Here is a 21,162-nt window from a genome sequence, read left to right as displayed (position 1 = left end):
GTCAGCCCTCCAGGACCGTGCGCAGGTCCCACAGGGTCCGCCAGGTGGCGGAGCCCTGCTCGGCGCGGCGCCGGACGGGACCGTCCCAGTAGCCGCGCAGTCGGGCCGCGTCGGCCGGGTCGTCCTTGTGCACGACACCGAGGAGGTGGCCCGGGAGCAGATCGAGGACGTCGCGGTCACCGGGGAAGTACGCCGCGGCCAGGCCCAGCGCGCCGGCGACGGACACGGCCTCCGCGGTGCTCATCACCGTGGACGGCCGCTCCACCTCCCAGCCCTCCGCCGACCGCCCCTCCCGCAGGTCCCGGAACGCGGTGACCAGAGCCTCCAGCACGGCGTCGTCGACCTGGAAGGGCGCCCCGGCCCGCTCCACCGACGCCCTGGCCTGGCTGCGCACCAGCGCCGTTTCGGCGTCGAGGTCCCCGATGGGGCCCACGGTCTCGAAGTTGAAGCGGCGCTTGAGCGCGGCGGACATCTCGGAGACGCCCTTGTCGCGCAGGTTGGCGGTGGCGATGAGATTGAACCCGGGCGCCGCGTGCGCCAGCGCGTCCTCGCCGCCCGCCAGTTCGGGTACGGCGATCCGCCGCTCCGACAGCAGCGACACCAGGGAGTCCTGGACCTCGGGCAGGCAGCGGGTGACCTCCTCGACCCGGGCGATCGCACCCCGGGACATCGCGGTGAGCACCGGCGACGGCACCAGCGCCTGCCGGCTGGGCCCCTGCGCGAGCAGCAGGGCGTAGTTCCAGCCGTACTTGAGCTGGTCCTCGGTCGTGCCCGCCGTCCCCTGCACCACCAGGCCGCTGGTCCCGCAGACGGCTGCCGACAGCAGCTCGGACAGCATCGACTTGGCGGTGCCGGGCTCGCCGACGAGCAGCAGGCCCCGCTCACCGGCGAGCGTGACGACGCACCGCTCCACCAGCGCCCGGTCGCCGACGAACTTGCCCTCCACCACCAGGCGCCGCGGCACCGTGTCGGGCACCTCGGCGTCCTCGGGCAGCCGCAGTGCCTGCCCGCCGCTGCCCATGACGAACGTGACCACGGCCCGCGGCGTGAGCCGCCACGCGGGCGGACGCGGCCCGGTGTCGTACGCGGCGAGGAAGGCGAGTTCGGTGGCGTGACGGTCCTCGGGAGGGACGATCTGACGGGCCGGGTCGGGAGCGAGGACGGTGGTCATCGGCTGGTGCCCTTCGGGGTGGTGCGAGTGGTGGTCGGTGTGCGGAGGGTCATCGGCGCCGCCCCCTGCGCGTGGCCCGCGTGGTCAGCTCCTCGTACGCAGGGGCGTCCCCGCCGCGGACGCGGTCCCAGGCGCTCGCGAACAGCTCGGGCACCGGCAGCAGAGGCAGGGCGCGCCGCTGGCCGAGGACCGGGTACAGGCCCTCCTTCCAGGTCTCCACCGGCAGCGCGGGCGACTTCAGGTCGCGCCAGCCGCAGGGCAGGAACAGGGTCCGCCCGGCACGCGACCGCTTGGCCTGAACGACCAGATCCGTCGCGGCCAGCTCCGCCCGGGCCTTCTTCGTCCGGGCGGGCTTCCAGCCGGTCCAGCGGACGCAGTTGCGGTCCGTCGGATCGGGCAGCGCCAGCAGCTGGAGGTAGAGGGCCGCCGCGTCCTCGCCCAGGCCGTGCGCCGCGGCGACCTCGGCGACGAGGGCGGGAGCGGCGACGGTCGGGTCCTGGGCGTAGCCCGAAGGGCCCTCGGTGCCGACGCCGGCCTCGACGGCCCGGGCCAGCTGCTCGCCCAGGAGCGTGCGCAGCATCCGCAGGCCGTGACCGCGCGCGCCGCCGACCAGGCCTTCCAGCAGCCCGAACACGGCGTCGTCGGGGCCGCTGAGCGCGGCCGGGCGGACCAGGACCGTCTCCGTGTCCTGGTACCAGGGGCGCAGGACGATCGCCTCGCCGACCCGGGTGAGGCCGTGCGCGTCGGCGCCCCCGGTCGCCGGGAGGCCGTAGGCCTTGCGCAGTTCGACGGCGGTCGAGCCGCCCTTCTCGGTCCACTCGACGTCCAGGTCGAGCAGCAGCTCCGGGTCGGTCATGCGGTGGCGCAGTGCGGCGAGCCCGTCGGGCAGGGACGCGCGCAGCGGGTGGCCGTACGGCAGCACGTAGGCCAGCGCGGCCAGGGCGTTCACGGCGGCCGTCAGATCGTGCCGGCCGGGGATCGCGCTCGGGTCCGCCCAGGTCAGGTTGCCGTCCTTGTCGGGACGCAGGACCGTGGTGCGGGCGAGCCAGGGGGTGCGGGTCGGGTTGAGCACCTCCTCGGCGTAACCGGCGCCCGTTCCGGCCAGGTCGGCGGCGAGTTCCTCCGGTACGCGGACGAGGGAGCCGAAGCGCTCGGCCCACATCCGGCCCACGGCCTCCGTGTCGGGCCCGGAGGTCCACAGGCCGGCGGGATCCGCGGGCAGGAGGGCGCCCAGGAGGGCGTTGCGCTCCGCGGGTTCCAGGGTGTTCACCCGGGCGACGGCGAACTCGCACTGCCGGGGCTTCAGTCCGATGGTGGCCAGTTCCTCGGCGCCGGGCTCGTGCGGCAGGCCGGCCAGCAGCGCGGTGGACTGGAGCGGCCCCAGTCCGCCGTGGGTCGCCGCCACCAGCGCCTCGGGTGCCTCGGGCCGCCAAGGGGTGGCGCCCTTGTCCCGGACCAGCCGGGCGAGTGTGGCGAGGTCCTCGGCGGAGACCGTCGAGGCGTGCCGGACCTCGCTCTCCAGCGTGAAGTGGGCGATCGCACCGAACGCGCCGGACGGGTCGTGGTCCAGCGCCAGCCAGTTCACCCGGTCCCGCTGGACGTCGATGTTCTTGCAGCCGAGGATCACCACCGTGCGGCCGTCACGGCGCAGCACCTGGCCGGCCCGCTGCTGCTTGTCGTGTGGCTCGCCCAGGACGATCTCCCGGAGCACGCCGTCGGCCGACAGGAGCGGACCTTCGGTGACCGCCTCGAACAACAGGAGCAGCGACTCCCGTCGGGCCTCGGTCAGCGCGGGCGAGGCGGCCCGGTGGGCGAGCGCCCGCAGGACACCCAGTACGGGCGGCCACACCATGCCGATCCCGGGGATGGTGTGCTCGTCGCTGAGCCAGCCGCCGCCGACAGCGGGGAGCTGCTCCCGGTCGGGCAGTCGTTTGCCTTCGGCGGACTTCCCGGACAGCACGTGGTTCACCGCCCGGATCTGACGCAGCACGCTCCACCGTTCTCCATGCCACCAGCCGTACATGCCGATGACACCGGAGAGGGCATCGTTCAGCGCGCGGTCCTCGCCGTGCCGGGGGCTGTAGTCGGCGAACATCTCCTCGGTCCCGCTGGGCTTGTGCGGCCGTTCTCGGGGAGGAGTCGCGAAGGCGGTCGCGGACTCGGTGAGGCGCAGCGCCACCCGGACCAGACAGGCGATGCCCGCGAGCAGCCGGCCATCGGTGCAGCCGGGCAGGGCGAGGGCGACGGCCCCGAGGGCGACCTGGTCCGCGGACGGAACGGCAGCCTTGGCGGCCTCGTCCGAGCCGGCGCGAGCCAGCGCCTCCTGCCGTCCGGCCAGCGCCAGCGCCGTGACCCGCAGCACCTCGGCCGCCTCTTCGTCGGTCAGGGCGCGCAGCACGGCCGAGCCCTGCTCGTCGCGCGGGCGCAGCGCGTGCCAGAACGCGAGGGGCGGTACCAGCCGCGATCCGGCGGCGAACTCGTTGCCGGTCTCGCCGGGCGTCACCCGGCCCAGTTCGTCGCCCCGGGAGGTGTCGTCGGCGGCGAACAGGCCGACCTGGCGGTGCATCTGCGCGACGACCGGCTCGGCGCCCCCGGGCATCCGCAGCGCCCCGAGCGGCACCGCGCCCGCCCGGCCGTTGCCGGCCGTCGGCAGGGAGACGGTGCGCCCGTCCGGTGTCCCGGCGGTCCTGCGGGCCTCCTCGCCCCTGCCCTCCAGGCGCACCCAGCGGCCCAGCACCGTGCCGTCGGTCCCGAACGGGCTGTGTTCGAGCCCCGGTTGCAGGGGCAGCACCTCGCACCAGCCGGGTTGCAGGGAGGCGTCCTCGCGGATACCGGACCGCAGCAGCGCGGGCAGCGAGGCGCGGCCGTGCGTGCCGGTGGCCGGGTCGTACTCCAGCCACACCGTCTCCCGGCCCTGCCTGCCCTGGCGCCACAGCGTGGTGCCGTCGCCGATCACGGCACGGCTCGGCGGCAGCACCGTGTCCCCGGCGTGCAGGGTGCGCCCGCCGGTGGCGCGGCCGCCGCCGGGCAGCGGGATCGAGGGGGTGTCGCCCTCGTTCCCGGACCAGTAGGACGGAAGCTGCTCGCCGCCGAGCTCGAACACCTCGGCGGGGCGGGCCGACCAGTAGCCGTGCTGCTTGCTGCCCTGCCGCCACATCACCAGCAGCTCGCCGTCCGCGTAGCGGAACCGGGGGCGCTGCCAGCGGTCCAGGTCCTGGGGCAGGCGCAGGTCGTGGCCGAGGAGCACCCGGTCCGGGCCGACCACGACCGCCTTGTGCCGGCGCACCAGGATCAGTGCGGGCCAGGCCTCGTGGATCGTCAGGGTGTTGTCCGCGTCCTTCCTGGTCTCGGCGTCGAGCAGCTCCAGCGCCTCGTCGAGGGCGGGCCAGCCCAGCTCGTCCAGGATTCCGGCGCGCAGGGTGCGGCCGAGCAGCGGCGCCACCTCGTGTCCGGCCACCCGGGCGACGGCGTCCGGGCTGACCCCGGAGGCGATCGACCGGAACGGGCGCAGCCGGTCCAGGGCGCTGCGGGCAGCGGGCAGGCCCGTCGCGCGCGTGACGTCCCCGGCGGCCTCCTCCAGCCACGCGCGCAGCACGACGGAGAGCACGGGGTGGGCGGCGACGGCCTTCAGCAGCTCGGAGCTCTGCGCGTCCTTGCCGACCGTGTCGACGGCCTGGTGCAGCAGGCGCCCGAAGCGCGGGTCGGCCGCGACGGCCACCAGGTCCCGGCGGCCGGTCCGGGTGTCCTTCAGCCAGTCGGTGAGCGGCAGGTACACGTTCACCTCGGCGCCGGGCACCGTGAGCGGAACACCCTCGGCCACGCACAGGTCCAGCAGGTCGAGGTCGGCGCCGGCGTGCCAGCGACCGGTGAACAGGTCCACGGCCCGGCCGCCGGCCCGCAGCGGCGCTGCCATGCGCTCGACGAGCGCCAGCGTGGCCGGCGAGCGGCGCGAGAAGGACCCGCCGTGCTTGCGGAAGGAGGCCCAGCGGCTCAGCCAGTCGGCGGGATCGACGCCGTACTCCTCGGCCGCCTCCGCGTCGGTCAGCAGCCGCTCGGCCCCGCACTCCGCGAGCAGCGTCAGCCAGAACTCGTCGTCCTCGACCTCCCGGCCGAGCCCGGCCGGCATGATCTCCAGCAGCCGGGTGCGCACGGCCGGCCGGCGCTCCGCGAAGACCGGCAGGACCGAGCGGTAGGAGTTCCAGAAGGACGCGGGCGCCCGGACGGCGGCGGGCGAGGCGAGCAAATCGGCGACCAGGGCGCACTCCTCGGTGCTCCGGTCCAGGCCCGCCGCCTTGATCAGCCCGCGCGCGTCCTGCGGCAGTGAGGCGTACGGCGGCATCCCGGCCGCGCAGCGCTCCACCGTGAGCTGCCGGAACTGCGCCCACGCGGCGGCCGGGTCGAGCCGCCGGGCGAGGTCCTTCACATGTTCCTTGAGGGCCTTGACGGTCAGCGCCCCGGCGAAGGCGAACTCAAGGAACACCGCCCGCTGCCGCTCCTCGTCCACGGCGAGGGCGTGCACCCGCTCGGCCTCGCGGGCCTTGCCGAAGAAGGCGGCCGCGTACGTGGTGTTCTCGTGCTCCAGGAAGATCCGCGCGGCCTGCTCGTAGAAGGTCGGCAGGAAGTGCGGCACGGCCCGGCCGAGCCGTTCGCCGAGCCTCTCGAAGCCCTCCTTGGCGTTGCCCGGGCGGGACTTGGCCTGGCGGGCGAGCCGCTCGACGTCCTTGACCAGGGCGAGCGCGTGGTGGCCGTTCGCCGGGTCGTTCACCAGCGCCCATGCCGGGAAGCCCAGGGTCTCCTTGCGCACCTGCCCGACCTCGGGCGCCTCCGGTTCGCGGGCGAGGCCCAGGAACTCCAGCGCCAGGTCCTCGGCCTCGCCGAGGGTGCCCGGCACCAGGCGGACCACCTGCCGGTCCTCCAGGGCGGGGTGGGTGTAGGTGCGTACGGTGAGGCTGTCGGCGTCCTCGCGCGCGGTGCTGCCCGGCGGCAGGACGGCGCCGGCGTCCAGCAGCGCGGCAGCAGTGGTCTCTTCGTATGTGTTCATGCCGCCTGCTCCTCGTCCTGGATGTCCCGCCCGGCGTACAGCGCGGCCGCCATGCGCATGCCCTCGGACCAGGCGACCGGCCCCACCTGACCGAGTTTCAGCAGGCGTCCTTCGGGGTCGGTCCACACCAGCGGGCCGGTCTCGGTCTCCTCCCAGCCGTCGTAGTCGCCGACCCAGACGCGGGCCTCGATGCCGCGGCCGTCCTCCAGGACGGAGTACACCGCGTGTCCGCCGCGCACGCGGTAGCCGAGCTGGGCGGCCCTGCCGTGCAGGAAGCGCAGTTCCTTGTACGAGCCGCCCGCGTACTCCTCGACCTGCGTGCCCTCGGCGTCGACGGCGGCCGGGCGGTGCCAGACCTCGCGGAAGAGCTGCTGGGCGCGCTGTTCGACGCCCAGCTCGACGGCGAACTCGCGCAGTTCCTCAAGGTCGTCGAGGAGCACCGGGTGCGGGATGCGGACGAGGTCCGGGGCGATGCGGACGGTGTCGCCGTCGAGGTCGACGAGGCCGAGACCGCGCTCGGGGTCGGCGTCCCGCAGGAAGCCGGCGATCCGGCCGTCGGCGCCGGTGACGACGAGGTCGCGCAGGGCCGCCTGCCAGGCGGGGTCCGGCCACACGCGGCCGACGACGGAGAGCGGCGCCGGCAGCGAGCGGACCATCCACCGCTCCACATCGGCCAGGCACTGCCTCTCGTGCCGCTCCAGCCACTCGGCGAGCTGCCTGAGGCCCACGACCGCCGGATCGTCGATGAGCTTCGCGGGCACGGACTTCAGCCGCCGCCCGGCCGCGTTGCGGCACACCACCTTCCCGCCGTCGAGGGCGACCTCGTAGTCGCCGGCCGACACCCACCCCATGTGTGCCTCCCCGCACCGCAGTGATCAAGTGACGGGAACTTTAGGGGAGCCCACTGACAACGGCCTGGGCACCCGGAGGGAACGGCACCCTCACGAAACCGGCCACCGCGGATTGTGCACGAGTGAAGGAGGCCTCGAGGAGCCCACAGCCGTGCGCGGTGCGCAGGGCGCGGTGTCCGCCGTGGGTCGGCCTTGCCCGAACGCGGGTGCGGATGTTGCCCGCACGTCAGCTGTGCTGAAGCTGTGCACCACTGCCGAGGGGCGCACGGGAACGATGTGTGAGTGCCGCGAGTTGACCTTCACAAAACCTTTTCTTTGCATGGCCGGAAGGCACCTTGTTGCTTCAACTCCCGCCGCAACAAGGTGGGTTGAGCACTTGAGCATCAGGGGTTGCAAGCGAGCGCTTGACCGTGCGGCCGACGCACGGGGCTGACGGGGGAATTGAAGCGGTGCGTAGTCACTTTCGCCCGTTTGGGTGGTGTCTCGGCGCACCAGTCCGGAAAATCTCCCTCTGTCGTCTCTTGGTGTCTTCGTCCGGTGCCAGAGACAGGGATAGGAGGGGGAAAGCCGATGAGCGCGGTGAGCGCCGCCAAGCCGACGTATCCCGGCGTCTACGTCGAAGAGCTTCCCAGCAGCACCCGCACCATCTCGACCCTGACCACGTCGGTGACGGCTTTCGTGGGCCACACCCGGCGCGGTCCGCTGAACGAGCCGGTACGCGTCACCAGCTTCGCGGAGTTCGAGCGCCGCTTCGGCGGCCTGAGCGCACGCAGCGCCGTCGGCTACGCGGTCCACCAGTTCTTCGGCAACGGCGGCACCGTCGCCGTCATCGTCCGCGTCACCAAGGCCGGGACCGGCAAGGCCGCCTGCGTCACCCTCCAGTCCACCGAGGGCCACAGCGACAGCCCGGTCCTCGAGGTGCACGCCAAGGAGCCCGGCGTGTGGGGCAACGGCCTGCGCGTCGCCGTCGACCAGGACACGCCCTGCCCCGACGACACCTTCAACTTGCGCGTGTACGACGCCCGGGGCGAGGCCCGCGAGAGCTTCACCGGTCTGTCCATGGACCCCTCCGACGACCGCTTCGCACCGACCGTGATCAACGCCGGCTCCCGGCTGATCCGCGTCGAGGCCGTCGGCGAAGGCCGCCCGGACCCGTCCGGCACCGTCTCCAAGCCGTTCGGCCACCAGCTGCCCGACCTGGCCGTCGACCTCACCGTCAAGATCGGCGAGGTGGAGCGCGAGTTCACCCTCTACGACCCCGACTGCGACGGCGAAGCCCCCTCGTCCGTGGCCGAGTTGGCGCTGCTGCTCGAAGGCAAACTGCGCGCCCTGCCCGACGCCCCGGGCAAGCACGCCTTCGCCGGCGCCGAGGTCACCGCCTTCGGCCGCCGCCTCCAGGTGGTCGCGGGCTCCGCCGACCCCGCCGACGTCGTCCGCTTTCTCGGCGAGTGCGCCAACGACCTCGGTCTGGAGGCCTCCGTCAACCCGCCCGTCTTCCCGCTGGAGGGCGGCGAGGACGGCGAGGCGCCCGGACCGCGCGACCTCATCGGCTCCGAGGCCGGCAAGACCGGCATCCAGGCGCTGCGCCAGGTCGCCGACGTCAACCTGCTGGTCCTGCCCGAGCTGGCGGCGTACGAAAAGACCGAGGACGCGATCACCGTCGTGTCGGCGGCCCAGCGGCTGTGCCAGGAGCGACGGATCTTCCTGCTCGTCGACGCCCCCGGCACCTGGGTCAGCGTGGACACGGCGCGCGCCGGGATCGCCGCCTTCGACGCCGTACGGGGCAACCACGCGGCCCTGTACTTCCCGCACCTCCAGCTCACCGACCCGCTCACCGGGCGGCTGCGTTCCTTCCCGCCCTCCGGCGCCATCGCGGGCGTCGTCGCGCGCACCGACTCCGAGCGCGGCGTGTGGAAGGCGCCGGCCGGCACCGAGGCCCGGCTCGCCGGTGTCCACTCGCTCACGGTCAACCTGACCGACCGGGAGACCGGACTGCTCAACCCGCTCGGCGTCAACTGCCTGCGCAGCTTCCCGCTGACCGGTCCGACGGTGTGGGGCGCCCGCACCCTTCAGGGCGCCGACGCGCTCGACAGCGAGTGGAAGTACGTGCCGGTACGGCGGCTCGCCCTGCACGTCGAGGAGAGCCTCCAACGCGGCCTGCAATGGGTGGTGTTCGAGCCCAACGACGAGAACCTGTGGCAGCAGATCCGGCTCGCCGCCTCCTCGTACCTGCACACGCTCTTCAGGCAGGGCGCCTTCAAGGGCGGCACCCCGCGCGAGGCCTACTTCGTCAAGTGCGACAGCGACACCACGACCGCCGAAAACATCGCGAACGGCATCGTCAACGTCCTGGTCGGCATCGCACCGGTGCGCCCGGCGGAGTTCGTGATCGTCAAAATCCAGCAGACGTCCGGGCAGTTCGAGCTGTAGGCCCGCGGGAATCGTGGAGAGCTGAAGGAATCCGATGGCAGAGTTCACCGTCAACGCCCATCGTTTCGACCCCTACAAGAACTTCAAGTTCCTGGTCCTGTGGGACGGTCGTACGGTCGCCGGCATCAGCAAGATCAGTCCGCTGAAGCGCACCACCGAGGTCGTCAAGCACCGGCACGGCGGCGACCCCTCCTCCCCGCGCAAGTCGCCCGGCCGCTCCGAGTTCGAGGGCATAACCCTGGAGCGCGGGGTCACCCACGACCCCGAGTTCGACCGCTGGGCCAACAAGGTCTGGCAGGTCGGCGCCGGGCTCGGCTCCGAGGTGTCCCTCGCCGACTTCCGCAAGGACATCGTCATCCAGGTCCTCAACGAGGCCGGCCAGGTCGCCGTCTCGCACAAGCTCTACCGGACCTGGCCCAGCGAGTACCAGGTGCTCGGCGAACTGGACGCCAACGCCAACGCGGTGGCCATCCAGTCACTGAAGCTGGAGTGCGAGGGCTGGGAGCGGGACTACGAGGTGCCCGAGCCCGAGGAGCCCTCCTTCCTCAATCCGGCCTGATGTGAGGTGAGGAAGCCGGGGGGAACACATGGCGATCACCGGGGCGGCCGGGCTGCTGGACGCCTGGGAGGCGGGGCTCGCCGAGGCGCCCGCCGGGCGCGCCCTGCTGCTGCACGGCACGGCGCGCCCGGACCTCGATGCCGCGGCGCTGCCCGCGGTGCCGCTGGGCGAGCGCGAGTCCGACCTGTTCGCCCTGCGCCGCGCCCTGTTCGGGGAGCGGATGCAGGTGCGGCTGGAGTGCCGTACCTGCGGCGCGGACATGGAGTTCGAGCTGGACGCGGGGCAGTTCGCCCGCTCCCTCGGCGGCTCGGAGGAGACGGCCGTACGGCTGACACAGGACGGCTGGGACATCACCTTCCGGCTGCCCGCCGCCGCTGATCTGACGGCCGCGGCCCGGGCCGCGGACCCACGCGCCGCGCTGCTCGCCCGCTGTCTGGTCTCGGCGGCGCACGACGGCACGCCCAAGGCCGCCGACGCCCTTCCGGCCCCGGTGCAGCAGCGGATCGCCGAGGCCGTCAAGGCCGCCGACCCGGGCGCCGACGTGATGCTCACCATCGGGTGCCCCGAGTGCGGCACGGCCACCCGCGCCGAACTCGACATCGCCTCCTACCTGTGGACCGAACTGGACGCCTGGGCCAGGGACCTGCTCCTCGACGTCCATCTGCTCGCCACCGCCTACGGCTGGAGCGAGCCGGAGATCCTGGCGCTCAGCCCGCTGCGGCGCCGCTACTACCTGGAGCTGTGTGCGGATGTCTGAGTCCTCCTCCCGGGCGCCCGCGGCGGAGCCCGACTTCCTCGACCGGCTGATCGCCCGGCACGCCGCCGCTGCGCGACCGGACACGGTCCGGGTACGGCCCCGCCTGCCCGGCCCGTTCGAACGCGTCGAGGCGGTCCGGGCCCGCACTGCGGATCCGGACGCCACCGACTCCGTGCCGTGGCCCTCCGCCACGCCCGCACCCGTACCGGAGCGGGAAGCGCCGCGCCCCGCCGCCACCGAGGTCCGGCGGCACACCGAACGGGAACGGACCGTCGTACGTACGCAGCGGGACCCCGCCGAGCCGCCGGCGCGCCCCGCCCCGCCCGCCCTGCCCGACGCACCGCTGCTGCGTCCCGCCGCGCCCCTCGCGCCGGGATCCCGCCCGGTGCCCCGGACCGGGCCGCGCCTCTCCGGGCGGGGAGGCCCGGAATCCGGCGCGGACCGGATCGCGGCGCCCGTGCCCATCCCCCCGGGCACGGGCGCCGCTCCCCCCGCCTCCGTGTCCGCGGCAGTGCGCCCCAGCGCCGCGGACGCGACGGCGGCCCGCGCGGCGATCCGCCAGGCCGCGGCCCGGCGGCCGGCGCGGGCGCCCGAGCAGGTGGTGCAGGTGCAGATCGGCCGGCTGGAGGTGACGGCCGGCCGGACGCCGCCGAGGAACGGCGCACCGCAGCCGGCGCGGCCCGCCCAGCGGCCGGGTGCGGCCGTGAGCCTGGCCGACTACCTGGCACGGGGGCGCGAGTGAGCCGCACCGGCAGTGGGCGCGGCAGGACCGGCAACACGAGAGGAACCGAGGAACTGACGCCATGAGCAACGCACTCGCCATCGCCCATGTCAGCCAGGCCCTCGCCCTGCTGATCGAGTCCCACCTGCAGCCGGAGATCGACATGGCGGTCAAGGTGGAGCCGCGCAAGCCGCCCGCCGAACCGCCGACGGACCCCACCATCTCCGTCTTCCTCTACCAGGTCACCCCCAACGCCTCGCAGCGGGGCAACGACCTGCCGACCCGCGCACCCGACGGCACGCTGGTGCGCAGAGCCGCCGCCGCGCTCGACCTGAACTACGTGATCAGCGCGTACGGCGACGAGACCGAACTGGTCGGGCAGCGGCTCATCGGCTCGGTGGTGCGCACCCTGCACGAGATACCGATCCTGCCCAAGGACGTCATCGAACTCGCCGGTGAGCGGCCCTACTTGGCGGGCAGCGACCTCGCGGAGGCGGCGCAGCGGGTGCGGTTCACGCCGACGGTGATGGACGTCGACGAGACGTCGAAGCTGTGGGGGATGCTCTACCAGACTCCGTACGCACTCTCGGTCGTCTACCGGGCGTCCCTCGTCTTCATCGACGGCCGCGAGACGCCGGTTCCGGCGAAGCCGGTCGAACGGCCCGAGGTACGGGTGCTGCCGTTCGGGGCGCCGGGGGCGCCGGTCCCTCCGGGGGGTCAGCCGCGTGCTGATGAGCCGTCTGCCGGTGGGGCGGAGGTCACCCCTGAGGAGCCCGCTCGGAACAAGGCCACCAAAGCCGTTGCCAGGACCGCGGCCAAGACCCCGGCGCGCACCCGGAAGACCACGCCCCGCACCGCCAGGTCCACGCAGCCCGCCGCCCGGAAGACGGACCGCCGGGGTGGCGACGAGGGCACGGAGAGCTGAGCCGGCATGGGCGACACGACGGGGGCAGGTGAACACATGGGCACGTACCAGCCGGACCCGACCGACTCGGGCGGCGAAGGCGCGGCGCTGACCGCCGGGATCCGGCGCGTCCTGGCCCGCATCGACACCCACGCGGCGCGCACCACCGAGCAGCGGGCCGATGCCCCCGGCACCGCCGTCCTGCCCGTACCCGAGACCACCACACCGCTCGACGCGCTCGTCGCCTGCTTCGGTCTCACCCCCTTCGAGCGCGACCTCGTCCTGCTCACCGCCGCCGACGAACTCGAGCCCACGACAGCCGCCCGGTGCGCGGCGGCCGCCGGTGATCCGCAGCGGGCGTACCCCACCTTCTCGCTCGCGCTGGCCGCGCTGGACGGCCCGCACTGGAGCGCGCTGACCCCCGTGGCGCCGCTCAGACGCTGGCGGATCGTGGAACTGGACGACGCGACACGGCTGACCACCTCCCGGCTCCGGCTGGACGAACGCATCCTGCACTTCCTGCTGGCCTCGCCCTACCTGGACGCCCGGCTGCACGGCCAGCTGCGGCGCACGCCGGTGCCGGACGCGCTGCCGCCGCCGTACGACCTGGCCGCGAACCGGCTCGCCGAGGGCTGGACGGAGGGCGGCCGCAACCCCGACGCACCGCTGCTGGTCGAGGTGACCGGCGGCGATCTGCGCAGCCGGGCCGACATCGCCGCAGCCGCTGCGGCACGGTCGGGGCTCGGGCTGTACGCGATGAGCGCCGAGGACGTTCCGGGCGACCCCGTCGAGCGCGACCGGTTCGCCCGGCTGTGGCAGCGGGAGGCGATCCTGCTGCCTGCCGCGCTGCTGGTGGAGGCCGGCGAACTCGACCGCGACCAGAGGGCGGCGACCGAGGCCTTCCTCGCCGGGGCGGCCGTACCCCTCGTCGTCTCCAGCGAGGACCCGCTGCGCACAGACCGCCCGCACGGAGTCCGCGTGGCCGTGCCGCGCCTGGACGACGACGAGCAACTCGCCCTCTGGTCCGACGCGTTCGAGGAGGTCGCGGACCTCGACGACACCGAACTCCGCTCCCTGGTAGCCCAGTTCCAGCTGCCGCCGCACATCGTGCGCTCCGCCGCGTCCGCCGTGCGCCGCCGGCTGCCCCACGAGAACGAGCTGGACGCCGCCGAACTCGCCTGGCGGGCCGGTCTGGACGAGGCCCGGATCGGCATGGACGAGCTCGGCCGCCGGATCGAGCCACGGGCGGGCTGGGACGACCTCGTCCTGCACGAGCGGCAGACGAGCGTGCTGCGGGAGATCGTCGCGCACGTGCGGCAGCGCGCCACCGTCCACCAGGAGTGGGGCTTCGCCGCGACCCTGCGCCGCGGCCTCGGCGTCACCGCCCTGTTCGCGGGCGGCTCCGGCACCGGCAAGACCCTGGCGGCCGAGGTCATGGCGAAGGAACTGGGCCTGGACCTGTTCGTGGTCGACCTCTCCCAAGTGGTCAGCAAGTACATCGGCGAGACCGAGAAGAACCTCCGCCGGGTCTTCGACGCCGCCGAACGCGGCGGCGCGCTGCTGCTGTTCGACGAGGCGGACGCCCTCTTCGGCAAGCGCAGCGAGGTCAAGGACAGCCACGACCGGTACGCCAACCTCGAAGTCAGCTACCTGCTCATGCGGATGGAGGCCTACCGCGGCCTGGCCGTCCTCACCACCAACATGAAGCAGGCCCTCGACACCGCGTTCCTGCGGCGCATCCGCTTCGTCGTGGACTTCCCCTTCCCGGCCGAGCACGAGCGGGCCGAGATCTGGCGCCGGGTGCTGCCGCCGCAGGCCCCGGTCAAGGACATCGACCCCGGTCTGCTCGCCCAGCTCACCGTGGCCGGCGGCTCGATCCGCAACATCGCCCTGTCCGGGGCGTTCCTGGCCGCCGAGGAGGGCGACCGGCTGCAGATGCGGCACATGCTCGCGGCCGCCCGCACCGAATATCTCAAGCTGGAGCGCTCGCTGACGCCCTCGGAGGTCCGCGGATGGGTGTGAGCGGACGGCCCTCGGCGATCCGTGTGGAGATCGGCGAACTGGTGCTCGACGGCTTCAGGGCGGACCCCGCCCGGGTCTCGGCCGCGTTCGAGAGCGAGCTGGCCCGGCTGGTCCGGCTGCACGGCGTGCCCCTGGCGGCGAACGGCGCCGTGACCGTCGACGTGCTCAGCGGTCTCGCGGCGCTGCCCGCCGGGCTGTCCGCGCGACGGCTCGGCCAGGAGCTGGCGCGCGCGGTGCACGAGGGGCTCAGCGGCCACGGGGAGGTGACCCGGTGAACTCCCGGTCCCAGGACGCCCGTGCGGAGCAGGCCGCCGAACAGCGGCGCCGCAAGCGCAAGGAGCGGGCCGCCAAGTCCCGCGCCCCGGAGCCGAAGAACATCGTCAGCGGCGCCGGTCAGCCCCTCGACCCGGGCGTGCGACGGGAGCTGGAGGAGCAGCTCGGCCACGACCTCGGTCGCGTACGGCTGCACACCGGCCGTGACGCCGGACGGCTGACGGAGCTGCTCGGGGCGGACGCGGTCGCGGTCGGCCAGGACATCCTCTTCCGCGAGGGCGCCTTCAAGCCCGGCACGGACGAGGGCCGCCGTCTCCTCGCCCACGAGCTGCTGCACACCGTGCAGAACCCGCACGGCCTCGGCGCCCTGCGGGCCGGACGCGAGCCGGGCGCGGTGAGCCTGCCGCAGCAGGCGATCGAGCGGGAGGCGGAATCCGCCGCCCAAAGGCTCGTACGGCCGCAGGCGGAGCCCTCCGCCCCGGAGGTGGAGGAGGGCCGGGCCACCCCGGGCTGGCTGCGGTACGCGACCGTGGACGCGGACCGGATGCGCACCGAGGCCGTCGACCCCGCCGCTCTCGTGGACCGGCTCGCGGGCGGGCTGCTGCGCTCGCTGCGCGGTGATCCCGCCGACCTCTCCGGCCGTGTCCGCATGCAACTGGCCCGCATGTCACCGCAGTTGCAGGACTCGGTACTCGACCGGCTCGAAGTCCGCCTGCTCACCCCGGAGTTCGACCGGCTGCTGGAACTCGCCGAACAGGCCGGGGAAAGCGGCGCCCCCGAACTCCAGCCCGCCCGGGCGCCGGAGGTCGAGCCCGACCTGTTCGAGCTGCTCGGCGTCGAACGCCTGCACTGGCAGCAGGGGCAGGACAGCGGCCGCGGCGCGCAGGACCGGAAGGCCGCCGACACCCGCGAGGAACGGCAGGAGGCCCGGGACCGGGACGAGAAGTACGGCAGCGACCGCAGCCGGGCCCGCGCGGACGCCGCCGTGGAGGACCAGGAAGCCGCGCAGCGCACCGAGCAGGAGGACGAGCGCGAACACTCCCGGCAGCAGGCCGGGCAGAAGCAGCGGCAGGAGGACGAGAACCAGGCCGCCGACCGGGCCCGCGTGGACCAGGCCTCCGACGAGCGGGCCCAGGCCCGGCAGGACGGCACCGAACAGGCCAGGCAGGAGCGCAAGGCCCAGCGGGACCGGGAGGAACAGGACCCGGCACAGGCGGGCGCCCCCGGCGCCGACAAGCGCTGGCGCCAGGAGCAGGCGACCCAGCCGGCCGCCGGTGCCGGACGAGAGGCACTCGACCCGAAGGCCAAGGGGCAGCCCGGGCCCGTACGGCCCGAGAAGGTCGACGAGCAGGCCGCACAACCGGACAGCGCGCTGTCCGAACACGGCCTGAACGAGAAGGACGAGGACGAGGAGCAGCCCCGCGAGGAAGAGCGCCCGCTCGGCCTCGAAGCCGGTGCGGACGCCGAGGTCGCCGGGCGCGAGGAGCAACCGGGCAGGTCCGGGGAGGCCGCGCACCTGCCCGTGATCAAGCCCGAGGACCATCTGCCGGACTCCGACCCGGACCTGTCCGCCGTACCCACCGCGGACAAGCTCACCCCTGGCGCGGCCGAGCCCGCCGCGCCCACGTTCCCCACCCCGCCGCCGACCCGGGCCGAACGCATCGAGCAGGAGCGGGAGAAGCAGGAACAGGAGGAGGACGAGGACTCCACCGGCCCGGACGCGAAGGCGCCGGGACAGGACGAGGGACCCGTCGAGGGCGAGGCACCCCAGCCCGAGGGCGGGCCCGTCGCCCAGGCCGCAGAAGGCGACGAGAAAGACCTGCAGGCAGACCAGCCCACCGATCAGGAGGTCGGTCCCGACCCGGGGACCACCGACAAGGAGAGCCAGGAGCCGGAGCCCGAACAGCCCTCGGCGCAGGAGGACACGGCAGACTCCGCCGACAGCGCTCAGGAGCAGCAAGGGGACGCCGGAGTATCCGCCGACGGCCGCCAGGAGCAGCAGGAGGAGCAGGACCGCACGCGGCAGGAGGCGCGCCCGCAGGCATCGGCGCCCGCGGAGGCCGCTGCCCGCGTCGTACGTCCCGCAGGCGCGCCCACCCCGCGCACGCCCGTCGAGGACCGCAACCCGTCGCCCGCCGTACGCCGTGACGTCGAGCCGCCCAGGCCGCAGCGGGAGGCGCCGGCCGCCAGGAGCGCCGTACCCAAGGAGAGCGGGCCGGGCGCCGCACCGCGCGGCGGCCGGGTCGGGGAGAGCGAACGGGCCGGGCCGACGACCGGCGCCGGACCCGGCGCGGCGCCGTCCGCGGCCCAGGCGGCGGTCGGCCCCGCCGCCGAACAGACCGACAACCCCGGCCCGCTGGGCGCGCCCGAGGGGGCGCAGCCCCAGCCGGAGGCGTCCCTGGAGAAGGACGGCGGCGGCTGCGCACCGCCCGAGCCCGCGCCGGAGAAGGACGACGGCGCGCAGAGCGGTTGTGGCGGCGGCGGGGGCGCGGCCACCGAGGACAAGGAGAAGGCCGAGGAGCCTGCGGACGTCTCCGGCCAGGACCCCAAGGCCGCCGTGCAGACGGTCAGCAGACTCGCGCCCGACCAGGCCGCCGCCGCCATGCCCGGCGTGGGCCGTGCCGTGGACAAGAAGGTCGGCGACGAGCAGCAGCGCCTCGCCGCCGGCCCGCCCACGCGGGAACGCCCCTCGGGCGCCCCGCAGACCCGCTCGGCGCCGCCCACGGCCGCCGCGCCGGCGGCCGAGGTCACCGGCAGCGTCGAGAAGCTGGGCCCCGAGGATCAGGGCGACAAGCAGCAGGCCAAGGGCAGCGAGAAGGCCCAGGGACAGAACCCCGCCGAGGACGTCGCCCCGCCGCCTCCGCCCGTGGCGGCCGAACTCAACGCCGACGAGGCGAAGAACGTCGAGGCCGCGGCGGACTCCGTACCCACCTCCGACCCGGCACTGAAGAACAGGACGGTCGGCCCCGCGCCCAAGATCCGGCTGGAGGGCGCCAGCGACCCCAAGCGCACCGACGACCAGGCCAAGGCGCTCAAGGACAAGCAGAACGACATCCACCGCACCGGCCGCGACGACGCGGCCAAGCCGATGGGCGAGGACCAGATCTTCCCCGACGCGCCCCGGGAGCGGCTGGTCGGCAAGGCCGCCGTCCCGGGCGGCGGCAAGGGCGTGCACCTGCAGGCCGGTACGGCGCCCAAGGCGGGCGTGGGCGCGGTCGCCAGGCAGGAGAAGGGCACCGAGATCGACGCCGGGGCGGGCAGGGCCCAGGGGGACCTGACCGCCAAGGAGAAGGAGCACCAGCAGGGCGAGCAGCAGGCCAAGCGGGAGAAGCAGGACGAGATCGACCGTGAGGTCGCCCGCAACACCGAGCAGCAGACCGGCGAACGCGGCCGGGTGGCCGGCGAGGTCCAGCAGCAGCGCGAGCAGTGGCGCACCGAGCAGGACAAGAAGATCGAGGACGCGGACACCAAGTCCGAGGAAGAGCACGCCACCAAGAACAAGGAGATCGTCAAGGCCCGCGACGACAAGGACAAGGAGATCGAGGGCCGCAAGGACCAGGACAACCGGAAGATCGACGCCGAGCGGGAGAAGTCGGAGCAGGAGGCCAAGAAGAAGAAGGAGGAGAAGAAACCCTCCGGCGGCTTCTTCGGCTGGATCGCCGACAAGGTCAAGAGTTTCTTCAACGCCCTGCTCGAAGCGGTCACCGCGGTCTTCGAGGCCGCCCGCAAGGCCGTCAACGGCATCATCGACACCTTCAAGGACTGGGCCGACAAGGCGATCGACTTCGTCCGCGACCTGGCGATCAGCGCGATCAACGCGCTCGCCGACGCGCTGATCGCGATCGGGGACGTGCTGCTCGCCGCGTTCCCGGAGCTGCGCGACCGGTTCCGCAAGGCGATCGAAGGGCTACGGGACCGGGCGATCGCCACGGTCAACAGGCTGGCGGACGACCTGAAGAAGGGCGTCAACGCCCTCCTCGACGCCCTGGCCGCGGGCCTGAACAAGTTGCTCGACGTCCTCGAAGCCGGCCTCAAGGCCGTCATCCAGGCCTACCAGTCGATCATCCTCGGCGCCATCAAGTTCGCGCAGGCCGCGATCGAGGCGCTCGGGAAGTTCGCCGCGCTCGTCGCCGACATCGCGCCGGACCCGGGCGGCTGGCTGTCCAAGGCCGGCAGCTCGGCGAAGACGGGCATCACCGACCACCTCTGGGGCGCTGTCAAGGTCGCCGTGAAGCAGTGGTTCGACACCAAGGTCGAGGGCATTCTGGGCCTCGGCAAGACCATCATCGACGTCCTGGTCAAGGGCTGCGTGTCCGTCAAGCAGATGGGCAAGATGGCCTGGGACGCGATCGTCGCCTCCCTGCCGATGATGATCGCCACGCTGGTCATCGAGAAGGTCGTCTCGATGCTGGTTCCGGCGGCCGGCGCGATCCTCACCATCGTCCAGGGCCTGATGGCGGCCTGGCAGAGCCTCAGCTCGATCCTCTCCGCGTTCTCGAAGTTCTGGGCGTACCTCAAGGCGGTCAAGGCGGGCCCCGCGGCCTGCCTGTTCGCCGAAGCGGTCGCGGCGGGCGTGGTCGCCCTCCTGGACCTCATCACCAACTTCCTCCTGGCCCGCCTCTCCTCCGCCGCGAAGGGCGTCGGCAAGCGTCTGAAGGCCATGGCCCAGAAGATCACCGAGGGCCTGAAGAAGCTGGGGCGCGGGGCGCGGAAGGCGGCGGGGGAGGCGGTCAACAAGGCCCGGGACGCGTTGCGGAACGCGCGCGAGCGGGTGGGGGCACCGGCCCGAGCGGAACGGCCGACGGGCAAGCCGTCCCCGGACCCCAAGTCGCCCCCGAAGCCGAAGGACCACGCCACCCCGAAGTCACCGGCGAAGCCGGAGCCGACAGCGACCGGGCCGAAGGAGGCGCCCGGCGGACCGGTGAGGGAAGGGACGCCCGACAGGCCGAAGGACGCACCCGGCGAGTCGCCGAAGAACAGGACGCCCGACAGGGAGCAGGAGCGCGACGGCGGCGCCAGGGACAGGGACACACCCAAGGACAAGGACAACGGTCCAAGGAGGGTTCCCAGGAAGAAGAAGGAGATCGAGGGGCCCAAGCCCGTCAAGCCGAAGAAGCCCAAGTCGCCGCTCGGCAGGGCACTCGCCAAGGCCAAGGGGGCCGTCAAGTCGGCCCTGACCAAGGTCCGCAACGCGGGCAGGACCCTCGGCCGGAAGCTGAAGAACTCCAAGCTGGGCAGGTCCCTCGAGAACGGCGCGTCCAAACTGCGTGACCTGTTCAAGAAGAAGCGCGACCGGCTGCGCGAGGACTGGAAGAAGCGGGCCGAGCAGAGGAAACGGAACCGGGACAGGCGGAAACGGGACGAGAAGTCGCACGACTCGAAACAGGAGCGGCTCGACCGGGCCATTCCACGTGTGCGGCGGATTCTCGCTGTGCTCCTCAAGCGAGGAATTCCCGATCGGATCCTGCGTCCGACGCTCGACGCGATCAGCCGGTTCTACCGCCTCACCAGCCTCACCGCGACGGGCGATCCCGTGGTGGACTTCGACGCGAAGCTCAACCCTGAGCGCGATCCCGGAATCGACGGATTCCGTGTGCGGCCGTCGGAGAAGGAGGCGCCGAGCGAGGACGTGGAACAGGCCGAGACGTCCGACCAGCAGATCGAGGAGACCGAGCAGCAGGCCCCGGCCGGTCGTGCGCCCAAGGGAACCCCGGATCCGACAGCGTCCAAGAAGGGGACGGTCGTCTACGACAAGGACAAGACCGACAAGGAAGAGGAGGACAAGAACCCGCGCCCGTATTCCCGTATGAAAGTGTACGCCAAGCAGCCCAGCACAGGGATGTGGCACATCGGGCAGGTCGAGAGCGTCGCGAAGACGACCTTCTCGTTCTACGGTCACGGCAAGGAAGGCCCTGCGGAGTTCCAGGTGACCATCAAGAACAAGAGGAGCTGGAGCAAGATCTCCAAGCCGGGGAACTTCAAGTACGGCAGGAGTTTCGAGGCGATCAGGAACAGTGCCCCCTGGTCCCAGTATGAGCCCGATGCGCGACAGTCACTGAATTACCGCAAGGCCTACAGATTCACCAACCCGGGTGGCCGGAAGTGGAACTGGCATCACATTCACGAGCAGGTCGCCAATGGTCCGAACACAGTCAGGAACCTGGCGTACTCCAGAGACTATGCGAATCAGGAGTTCAATGTGTGGATGGCCAGGAAGCAGCCGGTCACGCTGGCGCCGGACGGCACTCTGCTGCCTTCCACGGGTAACAAGTCGGTCCGTAACTTCCTCCGGGATTCCGGTGCGTCCCCGGAGACGCATCGCAAGTGGGGGCTTGCCTGCATTCAACAGCTCGGGTATCAGATCGACTTGCTGGAAAAGGGCCGCGGACCGTTTCAGCAGATCAGAAAGTAGTCGGCCATGCGATCAACACAC

The 21,162-nt window shown here is 73.0% G+C and carries 11 protein-coding genes; 8 read left to right on the top strand and 3 right to left on the bottom strand.

All coding sequences use genetic code 11. The features are described 5' to 3' along the window. Position 1: 1 nt before the first annotated feature. Genes AQI88_RS27845 through AQI88_RS27835 form a run of 3 tightly spaced genes read right to left on the bottom strand, consistent with a single transcriptional unit; the run spans position 2 to position 7,063 of the window. Positions 2-1,171, bottom strand: coding sequence for an ATP-binding protein (locus AQI88_RS27845; protein ID WP_067004345.1), 1,170 nt, complete (start codon positions 1,169-1,171; stop codon positions 2-4). A gap of 49 nt (positions 1,172-1,220) precedes the next feature. Then, on the bottom strand, positions 1,221-6,212 hold the full coding sequence (locus AQI88_RS27840) for a hypothetical protein (RefSeq protein WP_067004343.1): 4,992 nt from the start codon (positions 6,210-6,212) through the stop codon (positions 1,221-1,223). Next, a complete protein-coding gene (locus tag AQI88_RS27835; protein ID WP_067004341.1) occupies positions 6,209-7,063 on the bottom strand; it encodes a DUF4132 domain-containing protein in 855 nt (284 codons plus the stop codon). The genes AQI88_RS27840 and AQI88_RS27835 overlap by 4 nt, the downstream gene beginning before the upstream one ends. Before the next feature lie 570 nt (positions 7,064-7,633). Here AQI88_RS27835 and AQI88_RS27830 point away from each other — a divergent pair. The 8 genes from AQI88_RS27830 to AQI88_RS27795 all read left to right on the top strand — a co-directional run bounded on the left by AQI88_RS27830 (position 7,634) and on the right by AQI88_RS27795 (position 21,141). After that, positions 7,634-9,493, top strand: coding sequence for a phage tail sheath subtilisin-like domain-containing protein (locus AQI88_RS27830; protein WP_067004339.1), 1,860 nt, complete (start codon positions 7,634-7,636; stop codon positions 9,491-9,493). 34 nt (positions 9,494-9,527) lie between these two features. Then, positions 9,528-10,052, top strand: a complete 525-nt coding sequence (locus AQI88_RS27825; RefSeq protein ID WP_004003113.1) for a phage tail protein — start codon at positions 9,528-9,530, stop codon at positions 10,050-10,052. A 28-nt stretch (positions 10,053-10,080) separates the two neighbouring features. Then, the gene (locus AQI88_RS27820; protein ID WP_067004338.1) at positions 10,081-10,809 is read left to right on the top strand and encodes a T4 family baseplate hub assembly chaperone; all 729 of its coding nucleotides are present in this window, start codon (positions 10,081-10,083) and stop codon (positions 10,807-10,809) included. Next, complete coding sequence (locus tag AQI88_RS48570; RefSeq protein ID WP_067004336.1) at positions 10,802-11,551, top strand: hypothetical protein; 750 nt, start codon at positions 10,802-10,804, stop codon at positions 11,549-11,551. Before AQI88_RS27820 ends, AQI88_RS48570 begins: the two co-directional genes overlap by 8 nt. Before the next feature lie 61 nt (positions 11,552-11,612). Next, a complete protein-coding gene (locus tag AQI88_RS27810) occupies positions 11,613-12,455 on the top strand; it encodes a Pvc16 family protein (RefSeq protein ID WP_067004334.1) in 843 nt (280 codons plus the stop codon). A gap of 36 nt (positions 12,456-12,491) precedes the next feature. After that, entirely contained in the window at positions 12,492-14,456 is a 1,965-nt protein-coding gene (locus tag AQI88_RS27805) for an ATP-binding protein (protein WP_067004332.1), read from the top strand. After that, entirely contained in the window at positions 14,447-14,731 is a 285-nt protein-coding gene (locus tag AQI88_RS27800) for a hypothetical protein (RefSeq protein WP_067004330.1), read from the top strand. Before AQI88_RS27805 ends, AQI88_RS27800 begins: the two co-directional genes overlap by 10 nt. Further along, the gene (locus tag AQI88_RS27795; protein WP_079057837.1) at positions 14,728-21,141 is read left to right on the top strand and encodes an eCIS core domain-containing protein; all 6,414 of its coding nucleotides are present in this window, start codon (positions 14,728-14,730) and stop codon (positions 21,139-21,141) included. The genes AQI88_RS27800 and AQI88_RS27795 overlap by 4 nt, the downstream gene beginning before the upstream one ends. The last annotated feature ends 21 nt before the right edge of the window (positions 21,142-21,162 follow it).

Origin of the sequence: Streptomyces cellostaticus, assembly GCF_001513965.1 — a bacterium.
In the GTDB taxonomy this organism is placed as follows: domain Bacteria; phylum Actinomycetota; class Actinomycetes; order Streptomycetales; family Streptomycetaceae; genus Streptomyces; species Streptomyces cellostaticus.
The sequence above is the reverse complement of the archived record's forward strand: the minus strand, read 5'-3'. Positions and strand labels throughout refer to the sequence as shown.

Excerpts from the sequence above, each read along its gene's own strand:
- AQI88_RS27830 (WP_067004339.1), top strand. The coding sequence starts at position 7,634 with ATGAGCGCGGTGAGCGCCGCCAAGCCGACGTATCCCGGCGTCTACGTC.
- AQI88_RS27810 (WP_067004334.1), top strand. The coding sequence starts at position 11,613 with ATGAGCAACGCACTCGCCATCGCCCATGTCAGCCAGGCCCTCGCCCTG.
- AQI88_RS27835 (WP_067004341.1), bottom strand. The coding sequence starts at position 7,063 with ATGGGGTGGGTGTCGGCCGGCGACTACGAGGTCGCCCTCGACGGCGGG.
- AQI88_RS48570 (WP_067004336.1), top strand. The coding sequence starts at position 10,802 with ATGTCTGAGTCCTCCTCCCGGGCGCCCGCGGCGGAGCCCGACTTCCTC.
- AQI88_RS27820 (WP_067004338.1), top strand. The coding sequence starts at position 10,081 with ATGGCGATCACCGGGGCGGCCGGGCTGCTGGACGCCTGGGAGGCGGGG.
- AQI88_RS27840 (WP_067004343.1), bottom strand. The coding sequence starts at position 6,212 with ATGAACACATACGAAGAGACCACTGCTGCCGCGCTGCTGGACGCCGGC.
- AQI88_RS27800 (WP_067004330.1), top strand. The coding sequence starts at position 14,447 with ATGGGTGTGAGCGGACGGCCCTCGGCGATCCGTGTGGAGATCGGCGAA.
- AQI88_RS27845 (WP_067004345.1), bottom strand. The coding sequence starts at position 1,171 with ATGACCACCGTCCTCGCTCCCGACCCGGCCCGTCAGATCGTCCCTCCC.
- AQI88_RS27825 (WP_004003113.1), top strand. The coding sequence starts at position 9,528 with ATGGCAGAGTTCACCGTCAACGCCCATCGTTTCGACCCCTACAAGAAC.
- AQI88_RS27805 (WP_067004332.1), top strand. The coding sequence starts at position 12,492 with ATGGGCACGTACCAGCCGGACCCGACCGACTCGGGCGGCGAAGGCGCG.